This is a genomic window from Pseudarthrobacter sp. S6, from assembly GCF_050156575.1.
Taxonomy (GTDB): domain Bacteria; phylum Actinomycetota; class Actinomycetes; order Actinomycetales; family Micrococcaceae; genus Arthrobacter.
The window spans coordinates 327,038-350,202 of the sequence record NZ_CP189581.1 but is presented as its reverse complement, the minus strand read 5'-3'; the positions used below and the strand labels follow the sequence as shown (position 1 = coordinate 350,202).

Annotated in this window: 21 protein-coding genes; 8 read left to right on the top strand and 13 right to left on the bottom strand. The window is 61.7% G+C overall.

Annotation, left to right across the window (positions count from 1 at the left end; genetic code table 11):
* Positions 1-141 precede the first annotated feature (141 nt).
* The 6 genes from ACQCS0_RS01755 (at position 142) to ACQCS0_RS01730 (ending at position 6,777) form a co-directional block, all read left to right on the top strand.
* A complete protein-coding gene (locus ACQCS0_RS01755; RefSeq protein WP_426939505.1) occupies positions 142-1,467 on the top strand; it encodes a glycosyltransferase 87 family protein in 1,326 nt (441 codons plus the stop codon).
* Positions 1,468-1,528: 61 nt separating this feature from the next.
* Positions 1,529-2,755 carry a glycosyltransferase 87 family protein gene (locus ACQCS0_RS01750; RefSeq protein WP_354156430.1) on the top strand — a complete coding sequence of 409 codons (1,227 nt, stop codon included), beginning with the start codon at positions 1,529-1,531 and terminating at the stop codon, positions 2,753-2,755.
* 217 nt (positions 2,756-2,972) lie between these two features.
* Positions 2,973-3,596, top strand: a complete 624-nt coding sequence (gene hxlA / locus ACQCS0_RS01745; RefSeq protein WP_354156429.1) for a 3-hexulose-6-phosphate synthase — start codon at positions 2,973-2,975, stop codon at positions 3,594-3,596.
* A 91-nt stretch (positions 3,597-3,687) separates the two neighbouring features.
* Complete coding sequence (locus tag ACQCS0_RS01740) at positions 3,688-5,175, top strand: glyceraldehyde-3-phosphate dehydrogenase (RefSeq protein WP_354156428.1); 1,488 nt, start codon at positions 3,688-3,690, stop codon at positions 5,173-5,175.
* Positions 5,176-5,261: 86 nt separating this feature from the next.
* On the top strand, positions 5,262-5,624 hold the full coding sequence (locus ACQCS0_RS01735; RefSeq protein ID WP_354156427.1) for a cupin domain-containing protein: 363 nt from the start codon (positions 5,262-5,264) through the stop codon (positions 5,622-5,624).
* Between the two features lie 127 nt (positions 5,625-5,751).
* Positions 5,752-6,777, top strand: coding sequence for an ATP-dependent 6-phosphofructokinase (locus ACQCS0_RS01730; RefSeq protein ID WP_354156426.1), 1,026 nt, complete (start codon positions 5,752-5,754; stop codon positions 6,775-6,777).
* Between the two features lie 98 nt (positions 6,778-6,875).
* Here the strand turns inward: ACQCS0_RS01730 and ACQCS0_RS01725 are convergent, their stop codons facing one another.
* The 6 genes from ACQCS0_RS01725 to ACQCS0_RS01700 all read right to left on the bottom strand — a co-directional run bounded on the left by ACQCS0_RS01725 (position 6,876) and on the right by ACQCS0_RS01700 (position 12,014).
* Positions 6,876-7,691: a Gfo/Idh/MocA family protein gene (locus tag ACQCS0_RS01725; protein WP_426939991.1), complete on the bottom strand. Its 816-nt coding sequence runs from the start codon at positions 7,689-7,691 to the stop codon at positions 6,876-6,878.
* Between the two features lie 21 nt (positions 7,692-7,712).
* Positions 7,713-9,151, bottom strand: a protein-coding gene (locus ACQCS0_RS01720; RefSeq protein WP_426940210.1) for an IS3 family transposase whose coding sequence is annotated in 2 segments (ribosomal slippage) — positions 7,713-8,770 and positions 8,770-9,151 — 1,440 coding nt in all. Because the reading frame shifts where the segments join, the coding sequence is not laid out codon by codon here.
* 1,016 nt (positions 9,152-10,167) lie between these two features.
* Positions 10,168-10,383, bottom strand: a complete 216-nt coding sequence (locus ACQCS0_RS01715; RefSeq protein ID WP_354156424.1) for a hypothetical protein — start codon at positions 10,381-10,383, stop codon at positions 10,168-10,170.
* A gap of 230 nt (positions 10,384-10,613) precedes the next feature.
* Positions 10,614-10,991, bottom strand: a complete 378-nt coding sequence (locus ACQCS0_RS01710; protein ID WP_282331776.1) for a cupin domain-containing protein — start codon at positions 10,989-10,991, stop codon at positions 10,614-10,616.
* A 115-nt stretch (positions 10,992-11,106) separates the two neighbouring features.
* On the bottom strand, positions 11,107-11,472 hold the full coding sequence (locus ACQCS0_RS01705) for a cupin domain-containing protein (RefSeq protein ID WP_354156423.1): 366 nt from the start codon (positions 11,470-11,472) through the stop codon (positions 11,107-11,109).
* 128 nt (positions 11,473-11,600) lie between these two features.
* Positions 11,601-12,014 carry a cupin domain-containing protein gene (locus ACQCS0_RS01700; protein WP_354156422.1) on the bottom strand — a complete coding sequence of 138 codons (414 nt, stop codon included), beginning with the start codon at positions 12,012-12,014 and terminating at the stop codon, positions 11,601-11,603.
* A gap of 607 nt (positions 12,015-12,621) precedes the next feature.
* Between ACQCS0_RS01700 and betT the strand changes: the two genes are divergently transcribed.
* Positions 12,622-14,721, top strand: coding sequence for a choline BCCT transporter BetT (betT, locus tag ACQCS0_RS01695; protein ID WP_354156421.1), 2,100 nt, complete (start codon positions 12,622-12,624; stop codon positions 14,719-14,721).
* 382 nt (positions 14,722-15,103) lie between these two features.
* On the opposite strand, the gene ACQCS0_RS01690 is transcribed toward betT, so the two are convergent.
* Positions 15,104-15,487 carry a TetR family transcriptional regulator gene (locus ACQCS0_RS01690; RefSeq protein WP_354156420.1) on the bottom strand — a complete coding sequence of 128 codons (384 nt, stop codon included), beginning with the start codon at positions 15,485-15,487 and terminating at the stop codon, positions 15,104-15,106.
* A 221-nt stretch (positions 15,488-15,708) separates the two neighbouring features.
* Between ACQCS0_RS01690 and ACQCS0_RS01685 the strand changes: the two genes are divergently transcribed.
* Positions 15,709-16,119 (top strand): cupin domain-containing protein, encoded by a 411-nt coding sequence (locus ACQCS0_RS01685; protein ID WP_354156419.1) that lies wholly within the window; start codon positions 15,709-15,711, stop codon positions 16,117-16,119.
* A gap of 1,557 nt (positions 16,120-17,676) precedes the next feature.
* Here ACQCS0_RS01685 and ACQCS0_RS01680 read toward each other — a convergent pair.
* The 6 genes from ACQCS0_RS01680 to tal form a co-directional block, all read right to left on the bottom strand.
* Positions 17,677-18,399, bottom strand: coding sequence for an HAD-IA family hydrolase (locus ACQCS0_RS01680; protein WP_354156418.1), 723 nt, complete (start codon positions 18,397-18,399; stop codon positions 17,677-17,679).
* Between the two features lie 74 nt (positions 18,400-18,473).
* Positions 18,474-19,466 (bottom strand): Gfo/Idh/MocA family oxidoreductase, encoded by a 993-nt coding sequence (locus ACQCS0_RS01675; protein ID WP_354156417.1) that lies wholly within the window; start codon positions 19,464-19,466, stop codon positions 18,474-18,476.
* 113 nt (positions 19,467-19,579) lie between these two features.
* Positions 19,580-20,599 carry a class II fructose-bisphosphate aldolase gene (fbaA, locus tag ACQCS0_RS01670; protein WP_426939990.1) on the bottom strand — a complete coding sequence of 340 codons (1,020 nt, stop codon included), beginning with the start codon at positions 20,597-20,599 and terminating at the stop codon, positions 19,580-19,582.
* A gap of 117 nt (positions 20,600-20,716) precedes the next feature.
* A complete protein-coding gene (locus ACQCS0_RS01665) occupies positions 20,717-21,190 on the bottom strand; it encodes a ribose-5-phosphate isomerase (RefSeq protein WP_354156487.1) in 474 nt (157 codons plus the stop codon).
* A gap of 49 nt (positions 21,191-21,239) precedes the next feature.
* Positions 21,240-21,917 carry a ribulose-phosphate 3-epimerase gene (gene rpe / locus ACQCS0_RS01660; RefSeq protein ID WP_354156486.1) on the bottom strand — a complete coding sequence of 226 codons (678 nt, stop codon included), beginning with the start codon at positions 21,915-21,917 and terminating at the stop codon, positions 21,240-21,242.
* A gap of 34 nt (positions 21,918-21,951) precedes the next feature.
* Positions 21,952-23,073 (bottom strand): transaldolase, encoded by a 1,122-nt coding sequence (gene tal / locus ACQCS0_RS01655; protein ID WP_354156485.1) that lies wholly within the window; start codon positions 23,071-23,073, stop codon positions 21,952-21,954.
* Between the last annotated feature and the right edge of the window lie 92 nt (positions 23,074-23,165).

The window sequence follows — 23,165 nt, the reverse complement described above, 5'->3', positions numbered from 1 at the left end:
AGGATTATTGGGCACCCGTGACATTCAACTACCCTTGACTCAAGGTGGAGGCTGTTGTAAGCGGACCTCCGATGCTCCCGGTTCCAGCCCAGCGGCAAGATCCGGCACCTGTTTTTGCCCCTCTCTGACAAGGATTCCGCCATTTCCACGGACGCATTCTTCGCCACGCTCACACGGATCCGCAATGTCGTCCTGCCTGCGGCCGCACGGTACTGGCTGAACACGCCGCGGGGGCTCCTCACCGGCTTCATCCTGGTCCACCTGGGCTTCCTGATCTTCGCTGCGCTGCTGTCCCTGCGCGGCGAAGCCTTCAGCGACACCTTCATTTACCGCGACTGGGCCCGGGCGGGTTTCGACGAAGCGAACCTCAGCGGCGGCCCCAGCCCGTGGGTGTACCCCATCCTCGCGCTGATCCCCATGGCGCTGGCAGGCCTTGCCGGTCCCGGACCGTTCTTCTTCCTCTGGGTGCTGATGACCACCATCCTCAACGGCTGGGGCCTGGCTAAGCTCACTGACCGCGGCCGCAACCAGAACGCCATCCCCGCAGGCTGGTGGTGGCTGATCTTCACGCTGCTGATGGGCTGGCTCGGCTTCGCACGCGTGGACGGCCTCACAGCACCGATCGTCCTGGTGGCCCTGGCCTACGGCGTGGGCCGGCCGTTCATCGCCTCGATACTGCTCGCCACGGCCACCTGGGTGAAGGTCTGGCCGGCAGCAGTGATGCTGGCCCTCTTCGCCGTCGTCAAGAACCGCCTGCTGGTGGTGCTTGCCGGCGTGGCCACGTCAGCGGTGGTGGTGGCACTCGCCGCCGCGGTTGGCAGCGTGCCCAAGCTACTGAACTTCCTCACCCAGCAGGGTGACAGGGGCATGCAGCTTGAGGCGACGTTCACCACCCCGTGGCTGTGGCTCTCCGTGTTGAACATCGGCGATTCCCGGATGTACATGAACACCGATATCAACTCCATGCAGGTGGACGGCCCCGGCACCGCGGTGATGTCCGTACTGATGCAGCCGCTCCTCATCCTTGCCGCGCTGCTCGTGGCCGGACTGACCTTCTGGGCGCTGCACAACGGCAAGCTCAATGGCACCGGCAAGGCCGACGGCGGCGTGGACCGCACCGAGCTGCTGCTGGCCGGAGCACTCACCCTGGCCACCGCCTTTGTGGTGTTCAACAAGGTGGGCTCGCCCCAGTTCATGGTGTGGCTGGCCCCGGCCGTGGCGGTGGGCCTGGCGCACAGCTGGCGTGAGTGGCGGGTCCCCGCGGCCATGCTCATCGCCATCGCGGTGGCAACGTTCTTCATCTACCCGCTCTTCTACGATGCCCTCAGCCACAACAACCCAGTCATGGCCGGCGTGCTGACCATCCGCAACGTCCTCCTGGTCGTCCTGTTCCTGTGGTCGGTCCGGCGCCTGTACTCGTTGGGCAAGAAGACGTCCGCGTCCGTCCCCGTGCTCAAGGAGTCCTGAGATTTCCACGAAGTTCTTCGACCGGCTGGTCAGCGTCCGCAGCACCGTCCTGCCCGCGCGAGTGGCGGACTGGTTTACCCGTCCTTCCAGCGTCTGGTGGGGCTTTGCGGTCATCCACCTGTATTTCCTGGGCTGGATGGCGTCGTTCTTCCTCAACGGCGATACGTTCAGCGACACCGAGCAGTACCGTCAGTGGGCCACGGACGGCTACAACCCGGACAGTCTTGACGGCAAGATCAGCCCCTGGGTGTACCCGGTGCTGGCGCAGATCCCGATCTTCCTCGCGAATATTGCCGGACCCAGCCTGTACCTCCTGTGCTGGTTCCTGATCATCACAGCCCTCAACGCCGTCGGGCTTGCTTTCCTGACCCGCGGACCGCGGAAGGTGAAGGGCATCGCCCCGGCCTGGTGGTGGCTGTTTTTCACCGTCTTTATGGGTTACCTCAGCTTCGCCCGGGTGGAGGGCATCACGGCCCCCATCGTGCTGATTGCCCTGCTGTACGCGGCCGAACGCCCCGTGGTGGCGGGGATCCTGCTGAGCATCGCCACCTGGCTCAAGGTGTGGCCGGCAGCGGCACTGGTGCCGATCGTTATTGCCAGCCGTAAGCGGATCCAGGTGCTGGCCTCCGGGGTGGCGGTCACCGCCGTCGTGGGCCTGGGCGCGTACCTGTCCGGCGGCCTGACGCACATCATGGACTTCCTGACCAACCAGGGCGAGCGTGGCATGCAGCTTGAGGCCACGTTTTCCACGCCGTGGGTGTGGCTCAGCGTCTTCAACATTGCCGGGTCCAAGATGGCGGACAACACGGCCATCAACTCCACCGAGGTCTACGGCCCCGGCGCCGACGTGGCCGCGTTCCTGATGCAGCCGCTGCTGATCCTCGCGGCCATGGTGGCGGCCGTCCTGCTGGTCCGGGCACTGAACCGCGGCGCCGAGCGGGAGGAGCTCTTCCTCGAGGGCGCGTTGATGATGACCACCGCGTTCATCGTGTTCAACAAGGTGGGTTCGCCACAGTTCATCATCTGGCTGGCGCCGGTGATCATCGCGGGCCTCACGCACGACTGGGAGCGGTGGAAGGTACCTGCTGCGCTGATGATGGGAATCGCGATGACCACGTTTGTGATCTACCCGCTGTTCTACACACCGCTCATCCACGCCCACCCGGTCATGGCTGCCATCCTGACAACACGCAATGTTCTCCTGGTGGTGCTGCTGTGGTGGTCGGTGAAGAGGACCGCGGAGCTTGGCCGCAAATCTCAGGCGGCCCCGCAGGCGCAGGCCGCCTGAGGTGGCACTCCCCGTCGAGTTTCGGGGCAACACCGCCGTTTCCCGTGCCACAAAACAGAACCATACTTTCCCCCGGGCGGCCGGAGGAGCCTACCCAAAAAGGTAGTTTGAACCATCCCGAATTGGCGTTTCGCCTGCCTGCAAAAGACTGGACGATGGATGTCAGGACTAGCTGTCCACACCCACCTGTAGTTCACGGCAGAAAGAAAACAACACCATGAAGCTCCAAGTTGCTATTGACCTCCTGACCACCGAAGCCGCCCTCGAACTCGCTGGCCAGGTCGCCGAATTCGTTGACATCATCGAGCTCGGTACCCCGCTGATCAAGGCCGAAGGCCTCTCCGTCATCACCGCGATCAAGAACGCCCACCCGGACAAGGTTGTCTTCGCTGACCTGAAGACCATGGACGCCGGCGAACTCGAAGCCGACATCGCGTTCAAGGCCGGCGCTGACCTGGTCACCGTGCTCGGTGCAGCCGACGACTCCACCATCGCTGGCGCCGTCAAGGCAGCCAAAGCCCACAACAAGGGCATCGTCGTTGACCTCATCGGCATCGCAGACAAGGTCACCCGTGCCAAGGAAGTCCGCGCCCTGGGTGCGAAGTTCGTTGAGATGCACGCCGGCCTGGACGAGCAGGCAAAGCCCGGCTTCGACCTGAACGGCCTGCTCCGCGCCGGCGCCGAAGCCCGCGTTCCGTTCTCCGTAGCAGGCGGCGTGAAGCTGGCCACCATCGCAGACGTCCAGAAGGCCGGCGCCGATGTCGCCGTCGCCGGCGGCGCCATCTACGGTGCAGCCGACCCCGCACTGGCAGCCAAGCAGCTCCGCGCCGCCATCAACTAACCACCACCCCTCGGAAAGACCGGCGGGTCTCCTGGACCATCTCAGGAGCTGAAGCTCATCCAGATCCGACCCCCATTGGAAAGGCAGCCCGATGCTACAAACTAAAGATTCTTGCCTTGATACATGGATGGGCCAGGAGGCTCTCGCCGAGGCCATGATTCCGGTGATTGGCCGGCTGTACCGCGAAAACAACGTGGTCACCACCATTCATGGCCGGACCCTGGTCAACAAGTCCACCATGGACATCCTCAAGGCGCACCGGTTCGCGCGCCGGATCAGTAAGGACGAATTGCGTCCGGAAGAGACCGCCCCGCTGCTGGAGACCTTGCTGCGGTTGGAGCCCGGCTCGGCCGCGATCGATATCGCCCTCCTGAGCCAAAAGTTCAAGGCAGAAGGCGACGGCGCCACCCTGGAAGAGTTCCTCCGTGCCGAGCTTGCCGATGTCGTGGGCAAGCGCGGTGGCGATGACCGGACCAGCACCGACGTCGTGCTGTACGGTTTTGGCCGGATCGGCCGCCTGCTGGCGCGCCTGCTCATCGAAAAGGCCGGTGGCGGCCAAGGCCTGCGCCTGCGCGCCGTCGTGGTTCGCCGCGGCTCCGATAACGACCTCACCAAGCGCGCCAGCCTCCTGCGCCGCGACTCGGTCCACGGCCCCTTCCGAGGCACCATCCGCGTGGACGAGGACGCCAACACCATCACCGCCAACGGTGTGCGGATTCAGGTCATCTACTCGGACAATCCTGCCACGATCGATTACACCGCGTACGGCATCCACAACGCCTTGGTGGTGGACAACACGGGACGCTGGCGCGATGCCGAAGGCCTGTCCCAGCACCTGCAGAGCAAGGGTGCTGCCCGGGTTCTCCTGACGGCGCCGGGCAAGGGCCCGGTCAAGAACATCGTGCACGGGATCAACCACGGCAGTATCGAGGATACGGACCGGATCGTCTCGGCAGCGTCCTGCACCACGAACGCCATCACCCCGGTCCTGAAGGCCATCAACGACAAGTTCGGCGTGATCCACGGCCACGTGGAAACCGTCCACTCCTTCACCAACGACCAGAACCTGATCGACAACTTCCACAACGGTGACCGCCGCGGCCGCTCCGCCGCGCTGAACATGGTCATCACCGAAACCGGTGCCGCCACCGCAGTAGCGAAGGCCCTCCCCGAACTCCAGGGCAAGCTCACCGGCAGCTCCATCAGGGTCCCCACCCCCGACGTTTCGCTGGCCATCCTGAACCTGAGCCTGGAAAACGGCACCACCAAGGACGCGGTCAACAACTTCCTTCGGGAAATGTCACTGCGCTCGGACCTGCGCAGGCAGATCGATTACGTCGATTCTCCTGAGGTCGTTTCCACCGACTTCGTCGGCTCGCGCCGCACTGGCGTCGTGGACGGCCTGGCCACTATCGCCAACGGCAAGAACCTCGTCCTCTACGTCTGGTACGACAACGAGTTCGGTTACAGCTGCCAGGTAGTCCGCGTCATGGAAGAGATGGCCGGCATGAAGCGCCCCTCCTTCCCCGCTACGGATGTCGTTGAGGAAGCCATGTCGGTGCTCGCCGCACTGGCCTAAATTCAACCGCCGCTTATCTCGAGCCGCGGCCACCACCAGCCGGCCGGAGACGCTACCGGCGGGCAGCAACAGAAAGGTACATCAACATGAGCATCACCTTCCAGCCCAGCGAGCTCTTCGCAGGGGAACTCGACGAATCCCTGCTCGGCGCGCCGTTGGCCGAGGTACTCGGCGACGAGATACCGACGCGAATTGCCATTCCCTTTACCAGCGACGACTCCCGCATCCTCTCCGGAGTCTGGGAAGCCGAGCCAGGCCTCTCCCGGTGGGAGTTCCTTGAGCGCGGTGAGGCGATTCATGTCCTTGAAGGCCGCATGGTGGTCACCGAGGACGGCGCTGAACCGATCACCCTGGAGGCCGGAACAGCCGCTATCTTCCCGATCGGTTGGCAGGGGACGTGGGAGATCCAGGAACGGATCAGGAAGTTCTTTGTGATCTTCACGTCCTAACCGCATTAGCTGTGCCGCGTCAGGCCCGGGGGTATCCCCGGGCCTGACAGATTTTGGCACGTGCCGCACCATCAAAAGGCATTCAGGTGCCCTGCTGTAAACCTTCTCCTATGATTTGAGCCGAAACATGAAAATTGGAATCCTCACCAGCGGTGGCGACTGCCCCGGCTTAAACGCCGTTATCCGCGGCGCCGTCTTGAAGGGCATTACCATCCACGGACACGAATTCGTGGGTTTCCTGGACGGCTGGCGCGGTGTGGTTGAGGGCGACATCATCGATATTCCCCGCACTTTGGTCCGGGGCATCGCGAAGCAGGGCGGAACCATCCTTGGCACCTCCCGCACCAACCCGTTTGAGAACGGCGGCGGGCCCGAGGTCATCAAGGCGCACATGGACCGATTGGGCATCGACGCCATCATCGCCATCGGCGGTGAGGGAACCCTGGCTGCTGCGAAGCGCCTTACCGACGCCGGGTTGAAGATTGTGGGCGTCCCGAAGACCGTGGACAACGACCTTGACGCCACGGATTACACGTTCGGTTTCGACACGGCCGTGCAGATCGCCACCGAGGCCCTCGACCGGCTGCGCACTACCGGCGAATCGCACCACCGGTGCATGATCGTAGAGGTGATGGGCCGTCACGTGGGCTGGATCGCCCTGCACGCCGGCATGGCGGCAGGCGCCCATGCCATTCTCATTCCCGAGCAGAAGGTCAGCATCGAACAGATTGCCCAGTGGGTGAAGGAAGCCCACGCTCGGGGCCGCGCACCACTGGTAGTGGTTGCCGAAGGGTTTGTCCCGGACCATATGGAATCCCCGCACTCCGAGCGTGGCCTGGACAACTTTGGGCGGCCCCGGCTCGGTGGGATCGCGGACCAGCTGGCCCCGGAACTGGAAGCCCGGACCGGCATCGAAACGCGTGCCACCATTCTGGGCCATATCCAGCGCGGCGGCGTGCCGTCAGCCTTCGATCGAGTCCTGGCCACGCGACTGGGCATGGCAGCCGTCGACTCTGTGGTGGAAGGCTTCTGGGGCACCATGGTGGCCCTGAAGGGCACGGAGATCGAGCAGGTGGGCTTCAAGGAAGCCCTGGGCCAGCTAAAGACTGTGCCGCAGAACCGCTACGACGAGGCTGCAGTCCTGTTCGGCTGAGCTGCCCAGGCTGGTCGCACGGCGGCCAGCGGGCCGAGGAAAATCGGTTCGCTGACCGCGGCGATCCTGCCAGCGTCTGAACGGGGCCCGCTCAGACGCTACCTTCTTGCTTTCCTCGCTGCCTGGTCGAGAGCTTCCAACACCCGGGCGTTGTTTGCCGCGTCCGTGAGGTCGTAGCGGAGCGGGGTTCCGTTGAGAACGCTGCCGGCGAAGTGTTCGCCCATCCGGACGAAGTGGTTTCCGCCCTTGATCTTGTGAAAAATCGTATCCTGCCCGAAGTGATGCTCCTCCAGGACCGAATCCTCCTCCAGCAGCCCGAAAGGATTCTCCAGGTAAAGCCGGCCCCCGGTGCCCGTGATTTCCAAGAAGTTACGGCGCTCGAGGTTCACTCCCGTATCAAAAAGCGCGGTGGCGCCGGCGGGAAAGCGGAGCATGCCCGCAATGCTGGTGTCGATTCGACCGTCGTCGTTGGCGTCACGGTAGTTGCCAAAGGCGGCGACATGAGCCGGCTCCTGCCCCGTGACCATCCGGCTCATGTTGACGCAGTAGCACCCAGCATCGAAAAGTGCGCCGCCGCCGAGCCCTGCATACCAGCGGATGTTGTCGTCCCCGCCCGCATCAAAGGAGTGCGCAACGTGGACAAAGGTCAACGTGCCCACCGCGTTGGCTCCAAGCAACTCCTGCAGCTTTTCGAAACGTGGGTGGAAACGGTACATAAAGCCTTCTAAGACTTTGAGCCCGGTCTCGTCGGCCTTGCGCGCAATCTCCTCGCACTCGACGGCGCTCATCGCCAAAGGCTTCTCACAGAGGACGTGCTTGCCTGCATCCAAGGCTTTAAGAATCCACTCGAGGTGCAACGCATTCGGCAGGGCAATATAGACAGCGTCGATGTCCGGGGAAGCGGAATTTTTCAAGCTGAGCGGTACCAGTGGGAGTTAGGCGGCTGACTGTTCGGTGATTTCCTTTGGCTGGTTGATCCAGGCTGGTCCTGGGAGTGCGAGGATTTTGGGATCTGTTTTCTTGGTGAAGCGTTCGGGGTGTCTCGCGCGGGCTGCAGCGAGGGTTGCAGAGCGTTCCTTGGCCACGGTGGAGGCGTGGCCGTAATGGACATTGGCGGGCGTGTGGAAGCCGATGCCGGAGTGCTGGTGATGATGGTTATACCAGTCCACGAACCCGCTGATAAATGCGCCGGCATCGTGGACTGAGGCGAAGCGTTCGGGGAATTCCGGACCGTATTTCAGCGTCTTGAACAGCGCCTCGCTGTAGGGATTGTCATTGCTCACCCGGGGTCTGGAATGGGATCGGGTGACTTCCAGATCCGAGAGCAGCGCGGCGACGGTTTTGGATGTCATGGACGTTCCACGGTCCGCGTGCACGACCTGGGGGATGCCGTGGATTCCGAAGATTCCCTTCATCATTTCCACCGCCAGCGCCCCGGATTCGGTGGCGTGGACGTGCGCGCCGACTATGAATCTGGAATGGATATCGATCATCATGTAGCAGTCGAAGTACTTGCCCCTGACCGGGCCCGCAAGCTTTGTAATATCCCACGTGAACACCTGCCCCGGGGCGGTGGCGACCAGTTCAGGAACCGTCCGGGGCGGGTGCTTAGCCAGCCGGCGGCGTTCTTTGACCTGCTTGTTTTCCTCCAGCACACGATAGAAGGTCGACAGGGATCCCAGATAGATTCCCTCGTCCAGCAGCTTCGTATAGACCTGCATGGGTGCCAGGTCCACGAACTCCAGCGAGTTCAGCGCGGCCAGGATCTCCGCCCGCTCAGCGGCGCTGAGCTTGTTCTGCGGCAACACCGCATGGTGGTCCCGCGGCGGTGCCGGTTTGCGGTTCGCGGTCGTCCTGGAAACGCCGGTCAATGCCGCCGCCCGGCGTGATGGAATCTTCAGTTCCAGCATCGACCGGTACGTTGCCATCAGCGTTTCTTGGATCGGGGCTCGTCCGGCATATCCTCTGAGGCGCTCTCTAAGAACGCCTGTAGTTTTCCCATCAGGTCCAGGGCTGCCTCGGTCTTCTTCAACCGGCTCTCGCTCACCTCTAACTGGCGGCGCAAACGCGCGTTCTCGGCCTGGTCCGCCGAGAGTTTCCCGATCGATTCCCCGGCCTTCTTTCCGGCCAGGACGCCGGCGTCCCTCAGCCGCCTCCATTCGGTCATCTGCGACGAGTACAGGCCCTCTGTGCGCAGGAAAGCACCACCCTCATTGCTCTCGCAGGCATTCTCATATGCCGCCAAGAACTCGAGCTTCTGGGCCGGGGTGAATGACCGGCGAGGCCGCGGCCCGCCGGCCCGCGGCCCAGAACTACTACTACTACTACTACTACTACTACTACTACTACTACTACTACTACTACTACTACTCACAGCACTATCTTCGCGTACTGCACTCAAAACTGGACTGGACATGATGACTGGATTCCTGGCTCTCGCCCCACGCGATTAAACGGACTTGCTACGAGCCCCTGGTACCGTTCCAGCCTGACACGTAGGGGAAGCGAGCAGCGCCTCATACGAACCAAACGCTTGGGGCACGCCGTGCGATTTTTACTAGCATCCAAATCGCTGTGATTGGGATTAGCGACTGGCAGCCCAAACCCTTCATACCGTATGTGACACCACACGCTTGCAAGGCAACAACCTATCGCCTGAATGTGCTGAGCTCAGAGAACATCATTTGCCACGGCGGTATAAGTTCCTGCACAACAAACGCGAATTTCAGTGTCAATCATCCTGTAAACCCAAGCTGGGAGGCACGGACGCTTAGGCGATACGCCATAATTCATTCTGTTCCGGAAAGAGGCATTCCGTTTCTGGCCTGGCAGCTGGTCGACTTCCGGTCCTGAGCGGTAGTGACAGTCATCAGAACACCGCCTCGGTCATGATGCGGCCAGCTGGAGTTCGTAGCCATCCTGAATGTGGAACAGGCGGCGGCCATCAACAGGGTCGTGGACCCAAATGATTTCACCGTCCGCTGTCCGGGCGTCTACTAGTCCGACATACTGTGGGCGCCCGCTGCCGACCAGCTGCACCTTGTCTCCAACTTGGACATCGTCCCAGCCGGACCCTCCCACTCGATTCATCCCTGAAGCCACAATTTTTTCCTTCTTGTTTGTTTAGCCGCATGGACTGACTCCAGCGGACGGCGGGAACCTCTCACTGCAGGAGGTGACGGTGACATTGGTTGTGGCTGTGCCACCGCAAGTCCCGCTGAGAGCCAAAGTTAAGTCAGCCAGCGTACTCAGGCTGAAACTTGCCTGTTTTGAGTTCGATGACGATGCCTCGAGGGGCGTACGGGACACAGGCTGATCCCGTGCGTGTCCGCTAGGAGGGAGCCGTTGTTGCCGCATGGACCAAACTGGCAGCGAGGCCCGCGACGCCGGTCACCGAGCTGTCTGCTCCCAGGTTTCGCCAAACGGAACCGTGTCGCTGAGTTCAAAGGTGTAGCGGGCAGGATCATGCCGGGTGACCCTAATGCCGGCAGACCCATGGGCCATTGCTGCTTGCCGGAGCATGGCTTCTGCCTCGTTAAGCAACTCGTAAAGTTCCTCAGGCCTATTGACGAGGACTTCCAGGGACTCAGCTGTCTGACGACTCATGGCAGGACTTTCTTGTGATGGGGACCACTATGTTGTGACTATTTTGCACATGAACAGGTGTTCAAGTCAATTGTTTTCTTTGGGTTCTCCAAAGATCTCGTGATGCGCGCCATGGGACGTCCTTGCCCCTGCAGCAGCAGGGTGTTGGCTAGCTGTTGCTGCAGGGGCAAGTGGCGGTTCCAGTGATCTGATTCATTACCGCCTGATGGGGAGGCCTCGAATCGTGTCGCTTAAGACATGGAGCCGTGGGCGGTGAAGAAGCCCAGGCCGTAGTCGGGGGTCTCGAAGGTGATTTCTGCTCCCTTGGGGAAGAAGAGTACGTCGCGCTCCTTGGCGTGGGTCACTTCTCCTGTAGCCCGGTCGGTGAGGATGAATTCACCTTTCACGACAACCTTCATTTCGTCGCAGGTGTACGTGTAGACCAGCGGCTCGGAGGCCTTGAGCTCGAAGAATCCGGAGCTCATGACCGAACCGTTGGGGTGCGTGAGGGAGTCGCCGATGGCGGCATCGACGCCCGGGACGTTCATTGACGGCAGCCCGATGAAGCCGTTTTCCACTTTGTGGATGGATCCGGCCTTGGTGAATGTTCCGAGTGTTGTGGTTTCCATGATCTCTCCTGTGGATAGTGTTATGAAATTCTGACTTGTCTTTGTCAGAACTGTTTATCTTTGCCAGAACCGTCCATCTTTGGATTGGTGCTCTGTTGATAGCTTTTATCTGTGATTAGAAGATCACGTAGAGCTTGCGCAGTGTCTCGTGAAGCTCCCAGTTGCCGCTCCAGCCACGGGGGATGAAGATCGTGTCGCCTGGACCCACGCGCTCGGGCTCCCCGCCGTCGGGCGTGATGGTCATGGAGCCTGAGAGGACGTGCACAAATTCGTTCGTTTCGAGTACCCAGCGGGAGGGTCCTGCAGTGCATTCCCAGATGCCGGATTCGGCACCTTTCCCGTCTTTCCACAGATAGATTCCGCGGGTGTCCATCGTCTGCGGTCCGGTCGCCTCAGGACAGGGTCCCCAATCGTCCAGATCCGTAGCGTTCTTCGCGTCGCTGATGAGGGCTGCGGAGATGGAGGCTTTCTGTTGTGTCATGTGATTTACCTTTCAAAAGTTATGTGACTTTTACTGGTGACGGAGGTTTTTGATTCATTGCGGTCCGGTTTGCGCTGAAGGGTTTCGGCGGCGTCCGGGGCGTCTCGGCATTTAGGGAAATGTCGGGATCAGACTTCGGAGTACCGGAAGGAGTGTGATTCCAAGCCTTCGGGGTTGGGTCCGTAAATGGTGATCATCCGCGCGTAAACGGGCGCCCAGTACCGGCCCAGGCCGCCCGGGTTGACGCGTGCCGAATCGCCCGGCCTCAGGATGACAGTCTTGCCCTGGCTCTCAATATGGAGTTCACCCTCCAGCACGAAAGCGGTTTCACTGTGCGGGTGGAAGTCCTCCCATGCACAGGACTCCAGCGTCCATTCCGAGAGGATAAAGTCGTCCCAGCTGCCTACCGGGTGGGAATTGATAAACCGGCAGCGTAGTCGCCCGTATTCGCCGCCCAAGGCCTCCAAGGGCTTTGCTGCCCAGAAATCCACTGCATTCCCCGTCGTCACTGGCGGGGACTGAATGGTGCCTGCATCATTCATGGCTTCAACCGTTTCAAGAGTCGGAAATCTTCTATTAAGACGTGCCCGGTGAATGTCAGTTACATCGCTTGATTGTGAGGTAGACCACCGTGCTGCGATAGACACTACATGAACAATTGTTCAAGTCAAGCGTTCATGCTAGATCCAGTAAAAATGACTTCGGTCGGGAAACAGGGTCGCGAAATCTTCAGTTGAACCATTGACTTGAACACTCGTTCCTGTCACAGTATGTGGACGACCAGCGTGACTGGCATCACACCAGCCGAACTCAAAGCAGAGCCCGGCTGGCCCTCTGGGAATCAGAGGATGCATGGTTCGCAGCAATCTTCTCCGGGAGCCCTGACCGGGCTTCAGAGGTGATCTTCAGCGCAGTCCCCACACAAGTGATGAACAGTTCTTAGATGAATCTTTCGCAGCATCCTACAAAACGCAGGAAAAAGCATCACGTTATCTGCCCCAGCGGCATCTGCGGGGAACGTTTCCTCTCAGTATTTCGCCGGGCACCCCTGCACCCGGACGTCTATCCGACCGATCAGTAAGAGACCGAGAAAACCACCATGATGTGCTGCGTTCCGCGCGGCGTGAACCACGAATTGGAGTTGGACATTTGAGCATCATTAATATCGATAAAAAACCTGACACCGCGTCCCCCGAACTCACTGAGGAACCCGCGCCCAAGGTCAACTGGCGGGTCTTTATCATCGCGTCAGTCATTATTATTGCTTTCTCTATCTGGGCGATGCTGGTGCCTGCCGGCGCCCAGTCCACCATGAAGACGGTGGTGAGCTGGATCGCGGAGAACGTCGGCTGGTTCTATGTGCTAACTGTCACCGTAGTCATAGGATTTGTCCTGTGGGTGGCGCTGTCCAAGGTTGGTTCGGTCCGGATGGGCCCGGACCACTCCCGTCCGCAGTACAAGCTCTTCACCTGGGTGGCCTACCTGTTCGCGGCGGGTGTGGGCATTGACATGCTGTTCTACTCCGTGACCGAACCCATCACCCAGTACATGAATCCACCGGAGGGCGCAGGCCAGACGGCCGAGGCAGCCCACGAAGCCGTAGTCTGGACCATGTTCCACTACGGTGTTGCGGGCTGGGCCATGTACGCCCTCCTTGGCATGGCCATGGGCTACTTCGCCTACCGATGGGGCACTCCGCTGTCCATCCGCGCAGCCCTGTATCCACTGCTCGGCAAGCGCGTCAAGGGCGGCCTAGGCGACACGATCGACATCATCACCCTGGTGGGCACCGTCTTTGGTGTGGCGACGGCCATGGGGATCGGCGTGGTGCTGCTGAACGTCGGCTTCTCCATCATGTTCGGTCTCGAAGAAGGCCTGGCGCTGCAGATCGCGCTGGTGATTGTCGCCGTCATACTGACCATCGCCGCGTGCACTTCCGGCGTTGACAAAGCGATCCGCTGGGTCGCGGAGCTGAACATCTGGAGCGCCGCAGCGCTTCTGGTGTACATGCTGGTTACCGGCCAGACCTCCTTCCTGCTCAACTCCCTGGTGGAGAACATCGGCCGCTTTGTCTTCACCCTGCCCGAACGCACCCTGCAGACCTTCGCGTACCAGGAAGGCGGCTCGGAATGGATGGGTGGCTGGACCCTGTTCTTCTGGGCATTCTGGCTGGCCTGGGGCCCGTTCGTGGGGCTCTTCCTGGCCCGCATCTCGCGTGGACGTACGCTGCGGGAGTTCGTCATCGCCGCCATCACCTTCCCGGTTCTGTGCGACTTCCTGGTGGTGAGCATCTTCGGTAACAGTGCCCTGCACGAGGTACTGAACGGGAATGAGGCGTTCGCGCAGCTGGCCATTACCAGCCCGCAGGAAGGCTGGTACGCGCTGCTTGGGATGTTCCCCGGAGCGCCTCTTCTGATCGGGCTGGGCACGTTGTCCGGCATGCTGTTCTACCTCACCAGCGCCAACTCCGGCGCCATGATGATGTCCAACTTCTCTTCACACATCACCAATGCGACCCAGGATGGCGCCAAGTGGCTCCGGATCTTCTGGGCCCTGGTTACCGCGATGCTGACCATCGCGATGCTGGTGGCCGGCGGCGTGACCACCATGGAGTACGCCACGCTGATCTTCGGTCTGCCGGTGACGATCATCGCCTGGCTGGTCATGGCCTCCTTCACAAAGGCCTTGCGGATGGAGAAGGCCGATCGTGAGGGCCGGGCGCTGCGGCGGCAATCGATGGCGGTGCACGGCGGTCACGTGGCGGACCGCACCTGGGGCCAGCGGCTGGCACGGGTACGCTCCTACCCGTCCAAGAACGACGTGGCAGCGTTTATTGAAGCCACCGCCAAACCCGCGCTTGCCGAAGCTCTCGAGGAGTTCACGAAACAGGGCCATGAGGCAACCCTGCAAACCCTCCCGAACGAACACACCGGCGTCCCCAGCCATGTGATCGTGGTAACCATCCCGGACCACCGCGACTTCCACTATCAGATACAGGCCGTGGAAGCTTCGGTGCCGAAATTTGGCAGGCATAAGAGCCATGAAACCGATGTCTACTACCGCGTGGAAGTGTTCTCGCAGACCGGTTCGGAGGGCTATGACCTGATGGGCGTGACACCGCAGCAGATCATGGAGGACATACTGATCCGTTACGAGGCCCACCACAGCTTCCTGACCTACTCGAACGAGTACGACCACCCCACCCTCATCACCCAGCCGGCACCGCCGACCACCGGTACCCTCGCATAGGCGGAGCCTGCGGATGAGCTGGCAGCCGGAAATGATGACAGTACGGGTTGAGGCAGTGACTGATTACGCAGTCCCCAATTCAAGGCGGCGCAGGACACGGATGGGGACGTTCGTGATGAAGCCATCCAGTTCCTCAATGGCCACACGCAACGGCAGGTTCGCTCGGTGACGCCGAAATCACTCTGAACATGGTGGGCAACTTTGTTGCCCACCATGTTCGCTCACCAACCGCATCACGTCCACGCCATTTGAGGCCCATTACACCCCGTGCGATGAACACGTCCGAAAGCACGTTCCGGACGGCTCTTCCCGTGCGGGCCGCTCTTTGGTGGGCCAGGACCACAAGGCCTCTAACTGCCCGCCCCTGAACAAGGCTCGTGAATCAGCAGCCTTCGGGCCGGGTCAGGTACTGAGTGGCCGCTACGTCGTAGATCATCAAAAAGGCCCTTACAGCGAATATGAGACACCGTTCCCCGCTGCTTTGGGCGGCGGAGGAGAATATATTTCCCAGCTCAACTTCACAGGCAGGATAGATTTTAGTGGCCAACGGGCTGACATCGGCATGGCGTGTGGCCCACAAAATGAGTTCGATTTCAGCATCCATGAGGTTTTCTTTATTGCTGAAGCAATAATTTGCCATGGCTAAGGGGGCATTAGCCTCTTTGGCGATAGCCCGCATGGTCACGGACTGAACGCCCTCACGACGCATAAGTTCAATCGTCGCTGCAATCAGCTGTTCTTTTCGTTCTCGTGCGGGTAACCGCATAGCTCACTCTCCAGTCTCCCTTTCGGCCAACCGGCGGAGCTTCCATAAGCCTATCGGGTGACCCAAGAAAGGTTCGCCATCTTCGCGTTGAACCGTTGACTTGAACGCACGTTCATGTCACAGTTTTAACACCAGTGACCTGCGTCACGTTGGTACACGTTCCTCACATTCAACAAGGTATGCCAGAAGTAGATTCCCTATTAAAGAAACGGTGAAAAGATATGGCTACATACACTCCTCAGCTCCCGACAGTGACGACGGGCGAAGCGATCGATTTCTGGCCAGCGAAGTCCCTGGAAGCCATGCAGGACAAATGGCAGGGATTGCGCTGCAGGTTCATAAATTCTCATCCTAAAGGCCCATGGGACGACTTCATACTCTCCGAGTGGGAACTGGACGCATGCGCCTGGGAGGACTTCCACCCCCATTCAGAGACGAACTTTGTACTGGAGGGCGAACTTCATATCCAGAGCGAAGGCGAGACTGTCATCCTGAGGCCGGGAGATTCTGCACGCGTAAATCCCGGACGAGCAGGCCGTTACTGGGCACCCGTCTACGCTCGGATGGTCACCATTTACGGCCCCAACCCCGAAGGCCTGGAGTCACACTCCTTCAAATACGCCGAGCTCTGAGCCCTGATATCTCCACCGCCACCCCTCGATGGCATATCGATGCGAGAAGCGACTGCGGCGAACGTCACGGAACTGGACGATCGGGGTCCTTGCCCTGAAGCGACCGGACAGCAGATGGACACTCGCGAAAGCCATCTGCGGAGGGACGAGAAAGATGCCGAATCAGGCATTTTGGAATGCACCAAGGGCCCCTCCAGCTGGTTCCAGGTCCTGGTCGCACTCTGCGACATTTTCAAGGTCGAGGCCAACGAAATCCCCGCTCAAACAGGACGAGCGAGGGCTGCGACCGCTGCGGGTAGACCACCGGCAAGATCCGGGTCTCCTGTCCAGTCGGACGCACCTGCGGCATCTGCTTCACGAACGCAACCCAGCAATACGATCAATGCCCGCTCTGCGGTGCCGACAGGATGCTTCCGTGCCGGACCGATGCAGGCGAAGACACCTGTCGCGAGTGCGCCAGCATCACGACTGACCTCACCTGTGACAACTGCGGCCGCGAGGCCGAATGACTTGCCCGACCTGCGGCTAAAACGCCTGATCAAGATATTGACCGGGTCCACGCGACCCGAGAGCATCTGCACCGTGGCTGCGCAGCCACGGTGGCCGGTCCGCGGCGCTGCTCAAACAGATCGGTGACCGAGAGATCGAGCTCTCGCACCAAGCTTTCGACGATATTCCCAAGACGTCGGCGGTCGAGCACCTCCGGGCCATCCTCACCCACAACCAGCGGGCCCCCAAAAAGGCCGGCGCCACGGACCCCGTCCTGCCCCGCGTGATGGCGGCGTTCCAGTCGTTGCTCGGTCTTGAAGCCCTCTCCAACGCATCCGGCGCCAGGGCTGTGCGCATGGTGGTGGAGAGCTGCCAGCCGACCACGCGGCGGGAGAAAACATCGAGCACGAAGGCCGCGTACACCCATCCGGAAAACGTTCGAATATACGTCTGCGACCCCCAGGCAGTTCGGAGCCGGCGCATTGAACTGCCTCCGGACCAGGTCTGCCAGTCGCTGAGACAAAGGACCTGGCACGGTCGTGCGGGGTCGCTTGGCTTGACGCACGCCTTGGAGCCCGGACCGGCGCATCAGCCGTTCCACGGGGCAGCGAGCCACCTTGTGGCTGGCACGATTGCGACCTGCGTATACTTTCCTGGCCGCGTAGACACTGTAATTTTCGCTGTGCACCTAGGATGATCGCCTCCGGCTTCACAGCGTCGCTGACGGCCCGTTTGTACTCGGGGCGTGCCTAGGCTCCGGAGTAAGCGGAGTGGGCGGTCGAGCTCCGCCGCGAAGAAAGCCGACGCTGATCTCCGGAGCGCGTTCGCCCGCCGCAACTCAGCTAACCTCGCGCTCCAACTCTGCCAACCGGGTGGCGTTATCGGTGGTGGTGCCGGGACGCACGCCCTGATCGATCTCTTCCGTCCGGACCCAGCCGCGGCTCGTGTCGGCCGGGGGGCCCGGCTGCGCACCGATACGAGTGCAGGCCCCTCTCCGGTCAGCAGGATTCTTCTGGGCGTCCATCACGAGCCGGACGTCAGGCTGGCGTGTACCTAATATTTGTTTGTTTACTGGATTTCGAGGCCGGCACTGGTCCAGCCCACGGACCGCAGATCAGGTACTGCGGCGTCCGGCTGATGTTCGCCGAAGCCACGGCTACCGACGCCAAGGACGTGTCCCACCTGAGCCGCACGCGCCGCGCGAATGCCGGCGGGGGCGTCTTCCACCACGACGCACTGATCTGCCGGCACGCCAATACGTTGTGCTGCGGCCAGATAGCCTTCTGGGTGCGGTTTGCCGTGTCTGACGTCGCCGGCGGTTACCAGTACCTCGGGAGCGGTGAGCCCGGCGGCCGACAGGCGGGCGTGGGCCAGGTCGCGTGACGCGGAGGTCACTGTAGCCCACCGGCCAGCGGGTATTGCTGCCAGGAGCTCGGCGGCGCCGGGGATCGCGGTGGCGGTAGCTGCGTCTTCAATTTCCAGTGCGTCGATCAGCTCCACGGCGGCTGGGCGCTTCGACGGGGAGACGAATTGTGCGACGGTATCGACCGATCGTCGTCCGTAAACGGTAGGGAGGACTTCTTCTGGGTCCAGGTTCATCTCGTGCGCCCATCGGGTCCAGGAACGCACAACGGCGGTGTCCGAATCGACGAGCACCCCGTCGCAGTCAAACAGGACGGCAGTGCAGCGCAGGACAGTCACGGTGCGGGCCCCGCCCGTTGTGCTGCGCAGCTCCGGCGTGTGCTCGTCAACGGGCCGGTCGAGCCGTGCGAAGCGGTCATGAGACGCCATAGTGTGTCCTTTGCTAACTGGGGTTCCTACGTAGGTCGCGGGAGTTGAGTCTGTGGTGCGCTTGCTGCTCTGGGTCACGCCTCCTCTTGCTTCCTCGCTGCCTGGTCGAGAGCTTCCAACACCCGGGCGTTGTTTGCCGCGTCCGTGAGGTCGTAGCGGAGCGGGGTTCCGTTGAGAACGCTGCCGGCGAAGTGTTCGCCCATCCGGACGAAGTGGTTTCCGCCCTTGATCTTGTGAAAAATCGTGTCCTGCCCGAAGTGATGCTCCTCCAGGACCGAATCCTCCTCCAGCAGCCCGAAAGGATTCTCCAGGTAAAGCCGGCCCCCGGTGCCCGTGATTTCCAAGAAGTTACGGCGCTCGAGGTTCACTCCCGTATCAAAAAGCGCGGTGGCGCCGGCGGGAAAGCGGAGCATGCCCGCAATGCTGGTGTCGATTCGACCGTCGTCGTTGGCGTCACGGTAGTTGCCAAAGGCGGCGACATGAGCCGGCTCCCGCCCCGTGACCATCCGGCTCATGTTGACGCAGTAGCACCCAGCATCGAAAAGTGCGCCGCCGCCGAGCCCTGCATACCAGCGGATGTTGTCGTCCCCGCCCGCATCAAAGGAGTGCGCAACGTGGACAAAGGTCAACGTGCCCACCGCACTGGCTCCAAGCAACTCCTGCAGCTTTTCGAAACGTGGGTGGAAACGGTACATAAAGCCTTCTAAGACTTTGAGCCCGGTCTCGTCGGCCTTGCGCGCAATCTCCTCGCACTCGACGGCGCTCATCGCCAAAGGCTTCTCACAGAGGACGTGCTTGCCTGCATCCAAGGCTTTAAGAATCCACTCGAGGTGCAACGCATTCGGCAGGGCAATATAGACAGCGTCGATGTCCGGGGAAGCGAGCAGCGCCTCATACGAACCAAACGCCTGGGGCACGCCGTGCTTATCGGCGTACTCCCTGGCCTTTTCCTCGGTACGGGACGCAATACCTACGACTTCACCGTTTTTTGTTTCTTGCAGCGCCGGAATGGTCTTGCGGACGACGCGTGCGGTGCCCAGGACACCCCAACGCAATTTCTCGCTCATTGAATACTCCTTTTCAGGCTCTCTGCCCCGGAAGTGCGGCTTCATGCCCGATCGCAGTTTAGTGGGTTCGGATCGTACTGAAGTGAGGGATCTTGGCTCCCAGCCCTCTTGGGCTAGAACGTCTTGCCGAGGGAGCCGAGCTGGCGGGCGGCCTCGACGATGCGGGCAGCCATGCCGGCCTCGGCTGAGGCGCCCCAGACGCGGGGGTCATAGGTCTTCTTGTTGCCCATTTCGCCGTCGATCTTCAGCACGCCGTCGTAGTTGGCGAGCATGTGCCCGGCCACCGGACGGGTGAACGCGTACTGGGTATCGGTGTCGACGTTCATCTTGATCACGCCATATGAGACCGCGTCAGCGATTTCCTGATCGGAAGAGCCCGAACCGCCGTGGAACACGAGGTCGAACGGGTTCTCCTTACCGATCTTGGCGCCCACCTCGGCCTGGATCTGCTTGAGCAGCTCCGGGCGCAGCTTCACGCCGCCGGGCTTGTACACACCGTGGACGTTGCCGAACGTCAGCGCCGTCAGGTAACGGCCGTTCTCGCCAGCACCCAGGGCTTCGATGGTCGCCAGGGCGTCTTCGGTGGTGGTGTACAGCTTCTCGTTGATCTCGTTCTCCACCCCGTCTTCCTCGCCACCGACGGTACCGATTTCGACCTCGAGGATGATCTTGGCGGCGGCGGCACGCGCCAGCAGTTCGCGGGCGATGCGCAGGTTGTCCTCGAGGGCCTCGTGCGAGCCGTCCCACATGTGCGAGTTGAAGATCGGGTTGCGGCCGGCCTTGACCTCGGCCTCGGAAGCGGCCAGCAGCGGCAGGACAAAGCTGTCCAGCTTGTCCTTGGGGCAGTGGTCGGTGTGGAGCGCGATGTTGACGTTGTAGTTCTTGGCCACTTCGCGGGCAAAGGCGGCGAAGCCGAGCGAACCGGCAACCATGTCCTTCACCGATGCGCCGGACCAGTACGCTGCGCCACCGGTGGAAACCTGGATAATGCCATCGGACTCAGCCTCGGCGAACCCGCGAATGGCCGCATTCAGGGTCTGCGACGACGTCACATTGACCGCCGGAAACGCAAAACCCCCGGCCTTGGCACGATCGATCATCTCGGAGTAAATCTCTGGCGTTGCAATGGGCATGGTGACTCCTCAAGTGGATTTTGTTTTTGGGCGCGCCTGCCACAAGCACGTGCCAAACAGTCCCAAGGCCCCGCGCAGTCCTTCGAAAGGATTGCGCGGGGCCTCGGTGAAATGAAGCTACTCGGCAACCTCGCCGGTGGATTCGTAGGTGGCGATCTTGCCGATGCGGCGTTCGTGGCGCTCGGCGTTGCTGAAGGGTTCTGCCAGGAACGCTTTGATCAGTTCGGTGGCTTCCTGAACGGTGTGCTGGCGGCCACCCACTGCCACAACGTTGGCGTTGTTGTGTTCGCGGGCCAGTTTCGCTGTGTCGAGGTTCCATGCCAGGGCCGCGCGCACGCCTTTGACCTTGTTCGCCGCGATCTGTTCACCGTTGCCCGAGCCGCCCAGCACAATCCCGAGGGCGTCAACGCCGGCGGCCTGATCGGCCACAACGGCTGCTGCTGCGTTAATACAGAACGACGGGTAATCGTCCTCGGCGTCGTAGGCCGCTGGCCCGTGGTCTACCATCTCATAGCCGCTGGCTGACAGTGCGGTGATGAGGTGAGAGCTAAGCTCCATACCGGCGTGGTCGGTTGCGATGTGAACGCGCATGAGGGTCCTTCAGACTGGTGGGGTGCGGTGTTGTTGTTGTGCGGCGTAGTTAGCCGAAAGCGAGCTGCCCGTTGGCGCGCAGCGACTCGATGGCGTCCTCAGGTGAGGCCTTGCCGTATACGGCAGATCCGGCCACAAAGACGTTGGCACCGGCCTCCGCGGCGCGGGTGATGGTTTCCTCGGTGATGCCGCCGTCCACCTGGATGGCCACGTTCACCCCCGAACCGTCCACTGCCGCGCGGGCACGACGGATCTTGGGCAGCATGACGTCCAGGAATGCCTGGCCACCGAAGCCCGGCTCCACCGTCATGATCAACAGCATGTCCAGTTCGGAGAGCATGTCCAGGTACGGTTCCACCGGAGTGGCCGGGCGAAGTGCCATGCCCGCCTTGGCTCCGCGGGCGCGGAGTTCCCGGGCGAGTTTGATGGGGGCATCTGATGCCTCCACGTGGAACGTCACAGAGCTCAGGCCGGCGTCGGCGTACAGCGGCGCCCAGCGGTCCACGTTGGCGATCATCAGGTGGGCGTCCAACGGGACGGGGCTGACCTTCTGCAGCCGTTCCACAACAGGCAGGCCGATGGTCAGGTTTGGCACAAAGTGGTTGTCCATGACATCCACGTGCACGGCATCTGCGTTGCTGATGCGGGCAAGCTCGGCCTCGAGGTTGGCGAAGTCGGCCGAGAGGATGCTGGGGTTGATGCAGCATTTCAGAGGTGATGCGGACATGGTGTCTGCCTTTCGGTAGCTGTCAGAGCTCGGATCAGGATGCCTTCCGGGCGGCGGCGAGGGCGCCTTCGACGTCGGCCAGCAGTTCCTTCCAGCTGGCTACAAACTTCTCCAGGCCCTCGGATTCGAGGAGGGCAACCACCTCGTTGTAGGAAATACCCAGTGCGTCCAGTGCGTACAGGACGGCCTTGGACTCGGCATAGGCGCCGGTAATGGTGTCACCGGTAACCACGCCGTGGTCGAACGTGGCGTCGAGGGTCTTCTCCGGCATGGTGTTGACGACGTCGGCAGCAACCAGTCCCGTGACATACAGGGTGTCGGGGTAGGCCGGGTCCTTGACACCGGTGGAGGCCCACAGGGGACGCTGCGGACGGGCGCCGGCTTCGGCCAGGACTTCCCACCGGTCGGTGGAAAAGAGCTGCTCGTAGACCTGGTAGGCCAGGCGTGCATTGGCTACGCCTGCCTTGCCCTTGAGGGCCTTGGCCTCGTCGGTGCCGATGGCGTCGAGGCGCTTGTCGATCTCGGAGTCCACGCGGGAGACGAAGAACGAGGCCACCGAGTGGATCGTGGACAGGTCGTGGCCGTTTTCCTTAGCCTGCTCCAGGCCGGACTGGAACGCGTTGATGACGGCGCGGTAGCGCTCGAGCGAGAAGATCAGGGTCACGTTGACGCTGATGCCCTCGGCCAGGGTAGCGGTGATCGCTTCGAGGCCTTCAAGGGTTGCCGGGATCTTGATGTGGACGTTGTCCTTGTCCACCTTTTTGTAGAGGTTCTTGGCTTCGGCGATGGTGCCGGCCGTGTCCCAGGCGAGGCGCGGGTCAACTTCGATGGAAACGCGTCCGTCAACACCGTTGGTGGCTGCTGCCACCGGTGCGAAGAGATCGCAGGCGTCAGCGACGTCGGTGGTGGTGATTTCGAAGATGGTCTCTTCGACGCCGGCACCCTGCGCGGCAAGTGCGGCGATCTTTGCGTCGTAGTCAGAGCCGGAGGTGATCGCAGCCTGGAAGATGGACGGGTTGGTGGTCACGCCCACCACATTCTTTTGGTCGATGAGCTTCTGCAGGCTGCCGCTGGCGAGACGCTCACGGGAGAGGTCGTCGAGCCAGATGGACACGCCGGCGTCGGACAGCTGGGCGGTGGGGGTTGCGTTGGTCATGGCTTCTTCCTTCAAAAATTGTGGACAGGTGACAGTTCGCGGCCGCGCCGCGGGACGTCCCCCATGAGGCCGTCCCGCGGCGCTGGCCGCAG

Coding starts and splice junctions, on each gene's coding strand:
- ACQCS0_RS01710 (WP_282331776.1), bottom strand. CDS start 10,991: ATGGAAACCACAACACTCGGAACATTCACCAAGGCCGGATCCATCCAC.
- ACQCS0_RS01690 (WP_354156420.1), bottom strand. CDS start 15,487: ATGCGGTTACCCGCACGAGAACGAAAAGAACAGCTGATTGCAGCGACG.
- ACQCS0_RS01680 (WP_354156418.1), bottom strand. CDS start 18,399: ATGGCGTCTCATGACCGCTTCGCACGGCTCGACCGGCCCGTTGACGAG.
- ACQCS0_RS01730 (WP_354156426.1), top strand. CDS start 5,752: ATGAAAATTGGAATCCTCACCAGCGGTGGCGACTGCCCCGGCTTAAAC.
- ACQCS0_RS01740 (WP_354156428.1), top strand. CDS start 3,688: ATGCTACAAACTAAAGATTCTTGCCTTGATACATGGATGGGCCAGGAG.
- ACQCS0_RS01705 (WP_354156423.1), bottom strand. CDS start 11,472: ATGACACAACAGAAAGCCTCCATCTCCGCAGCCCTCATCAGCGACGCG.
- rpe (WP_354156486.1), bottom strand. CDS start 21,917: ATGTCCGCATCACCTCTGAAATGCTGCATCAACCCCAGCATCCTCTCG.
- tal (WP_354156485.1), bottom strand. CDS start 23,073: ATGACCAACGCAACCCCCACCGCCCAGCTGTCCGACGCCGGCGTGTCC.
- ACQCS0_RS01675 (WP_354156417.1), bottom strand. CDS start 19,466: ATGAGCGAGAAATTGCGTTGGGGTGTCCTGGGCACCGCACGCGTCGTC.
- ACQCS0_RS01715 (WP_354156424.1), bottom strand. CDS start 10,383: ATGAGTCGTCAGACAGCTGAGTCCCTGGAAGTCCTCGTCAATAGGCCT.
- ACQCS0_RS01665 (WP_354156487.1), bottom strand. CDS start 21,190: ATGCGCGTTCACATCGCAACCGACCACGCCGGTATGGAGCTTAGCTCT.
- ACQCS0_RS01700 (WP_354156422.1), bottom strand. CDS start 12,014: ATGAATGATGCAGGCACCATTCAGTCCCCGCCAGTGACGACGGGGAAT.
- hxlA (WP_354156429.1), top strand. CDS start 2,973: ATGAAGCTCCAAGTTGCTATTGACCTCCTGACCACCGAAGCCGCCCTC.
- fbaA (WP_426939990.1), bottom strand. CDS start 20,599: ATGCCCATTGCAACGCCAGAGATTTACTCCGAGATGATCGATCGTGCC.
- ACQCS0_RS01735 (WP_354156427.1), top strand. CDS start 5,262: ATGAGCATCACCTTCCAGCCCAGCGAGCTCTTCGCAGGGGAACTCGAC.
- ACQCS0_RS01685 (WP_354156419.1), top strand. CDS start 15,709: ATGGCTACATACACTCCTCAGCTCCCGACAGTGACGACGGGCGAAGCG.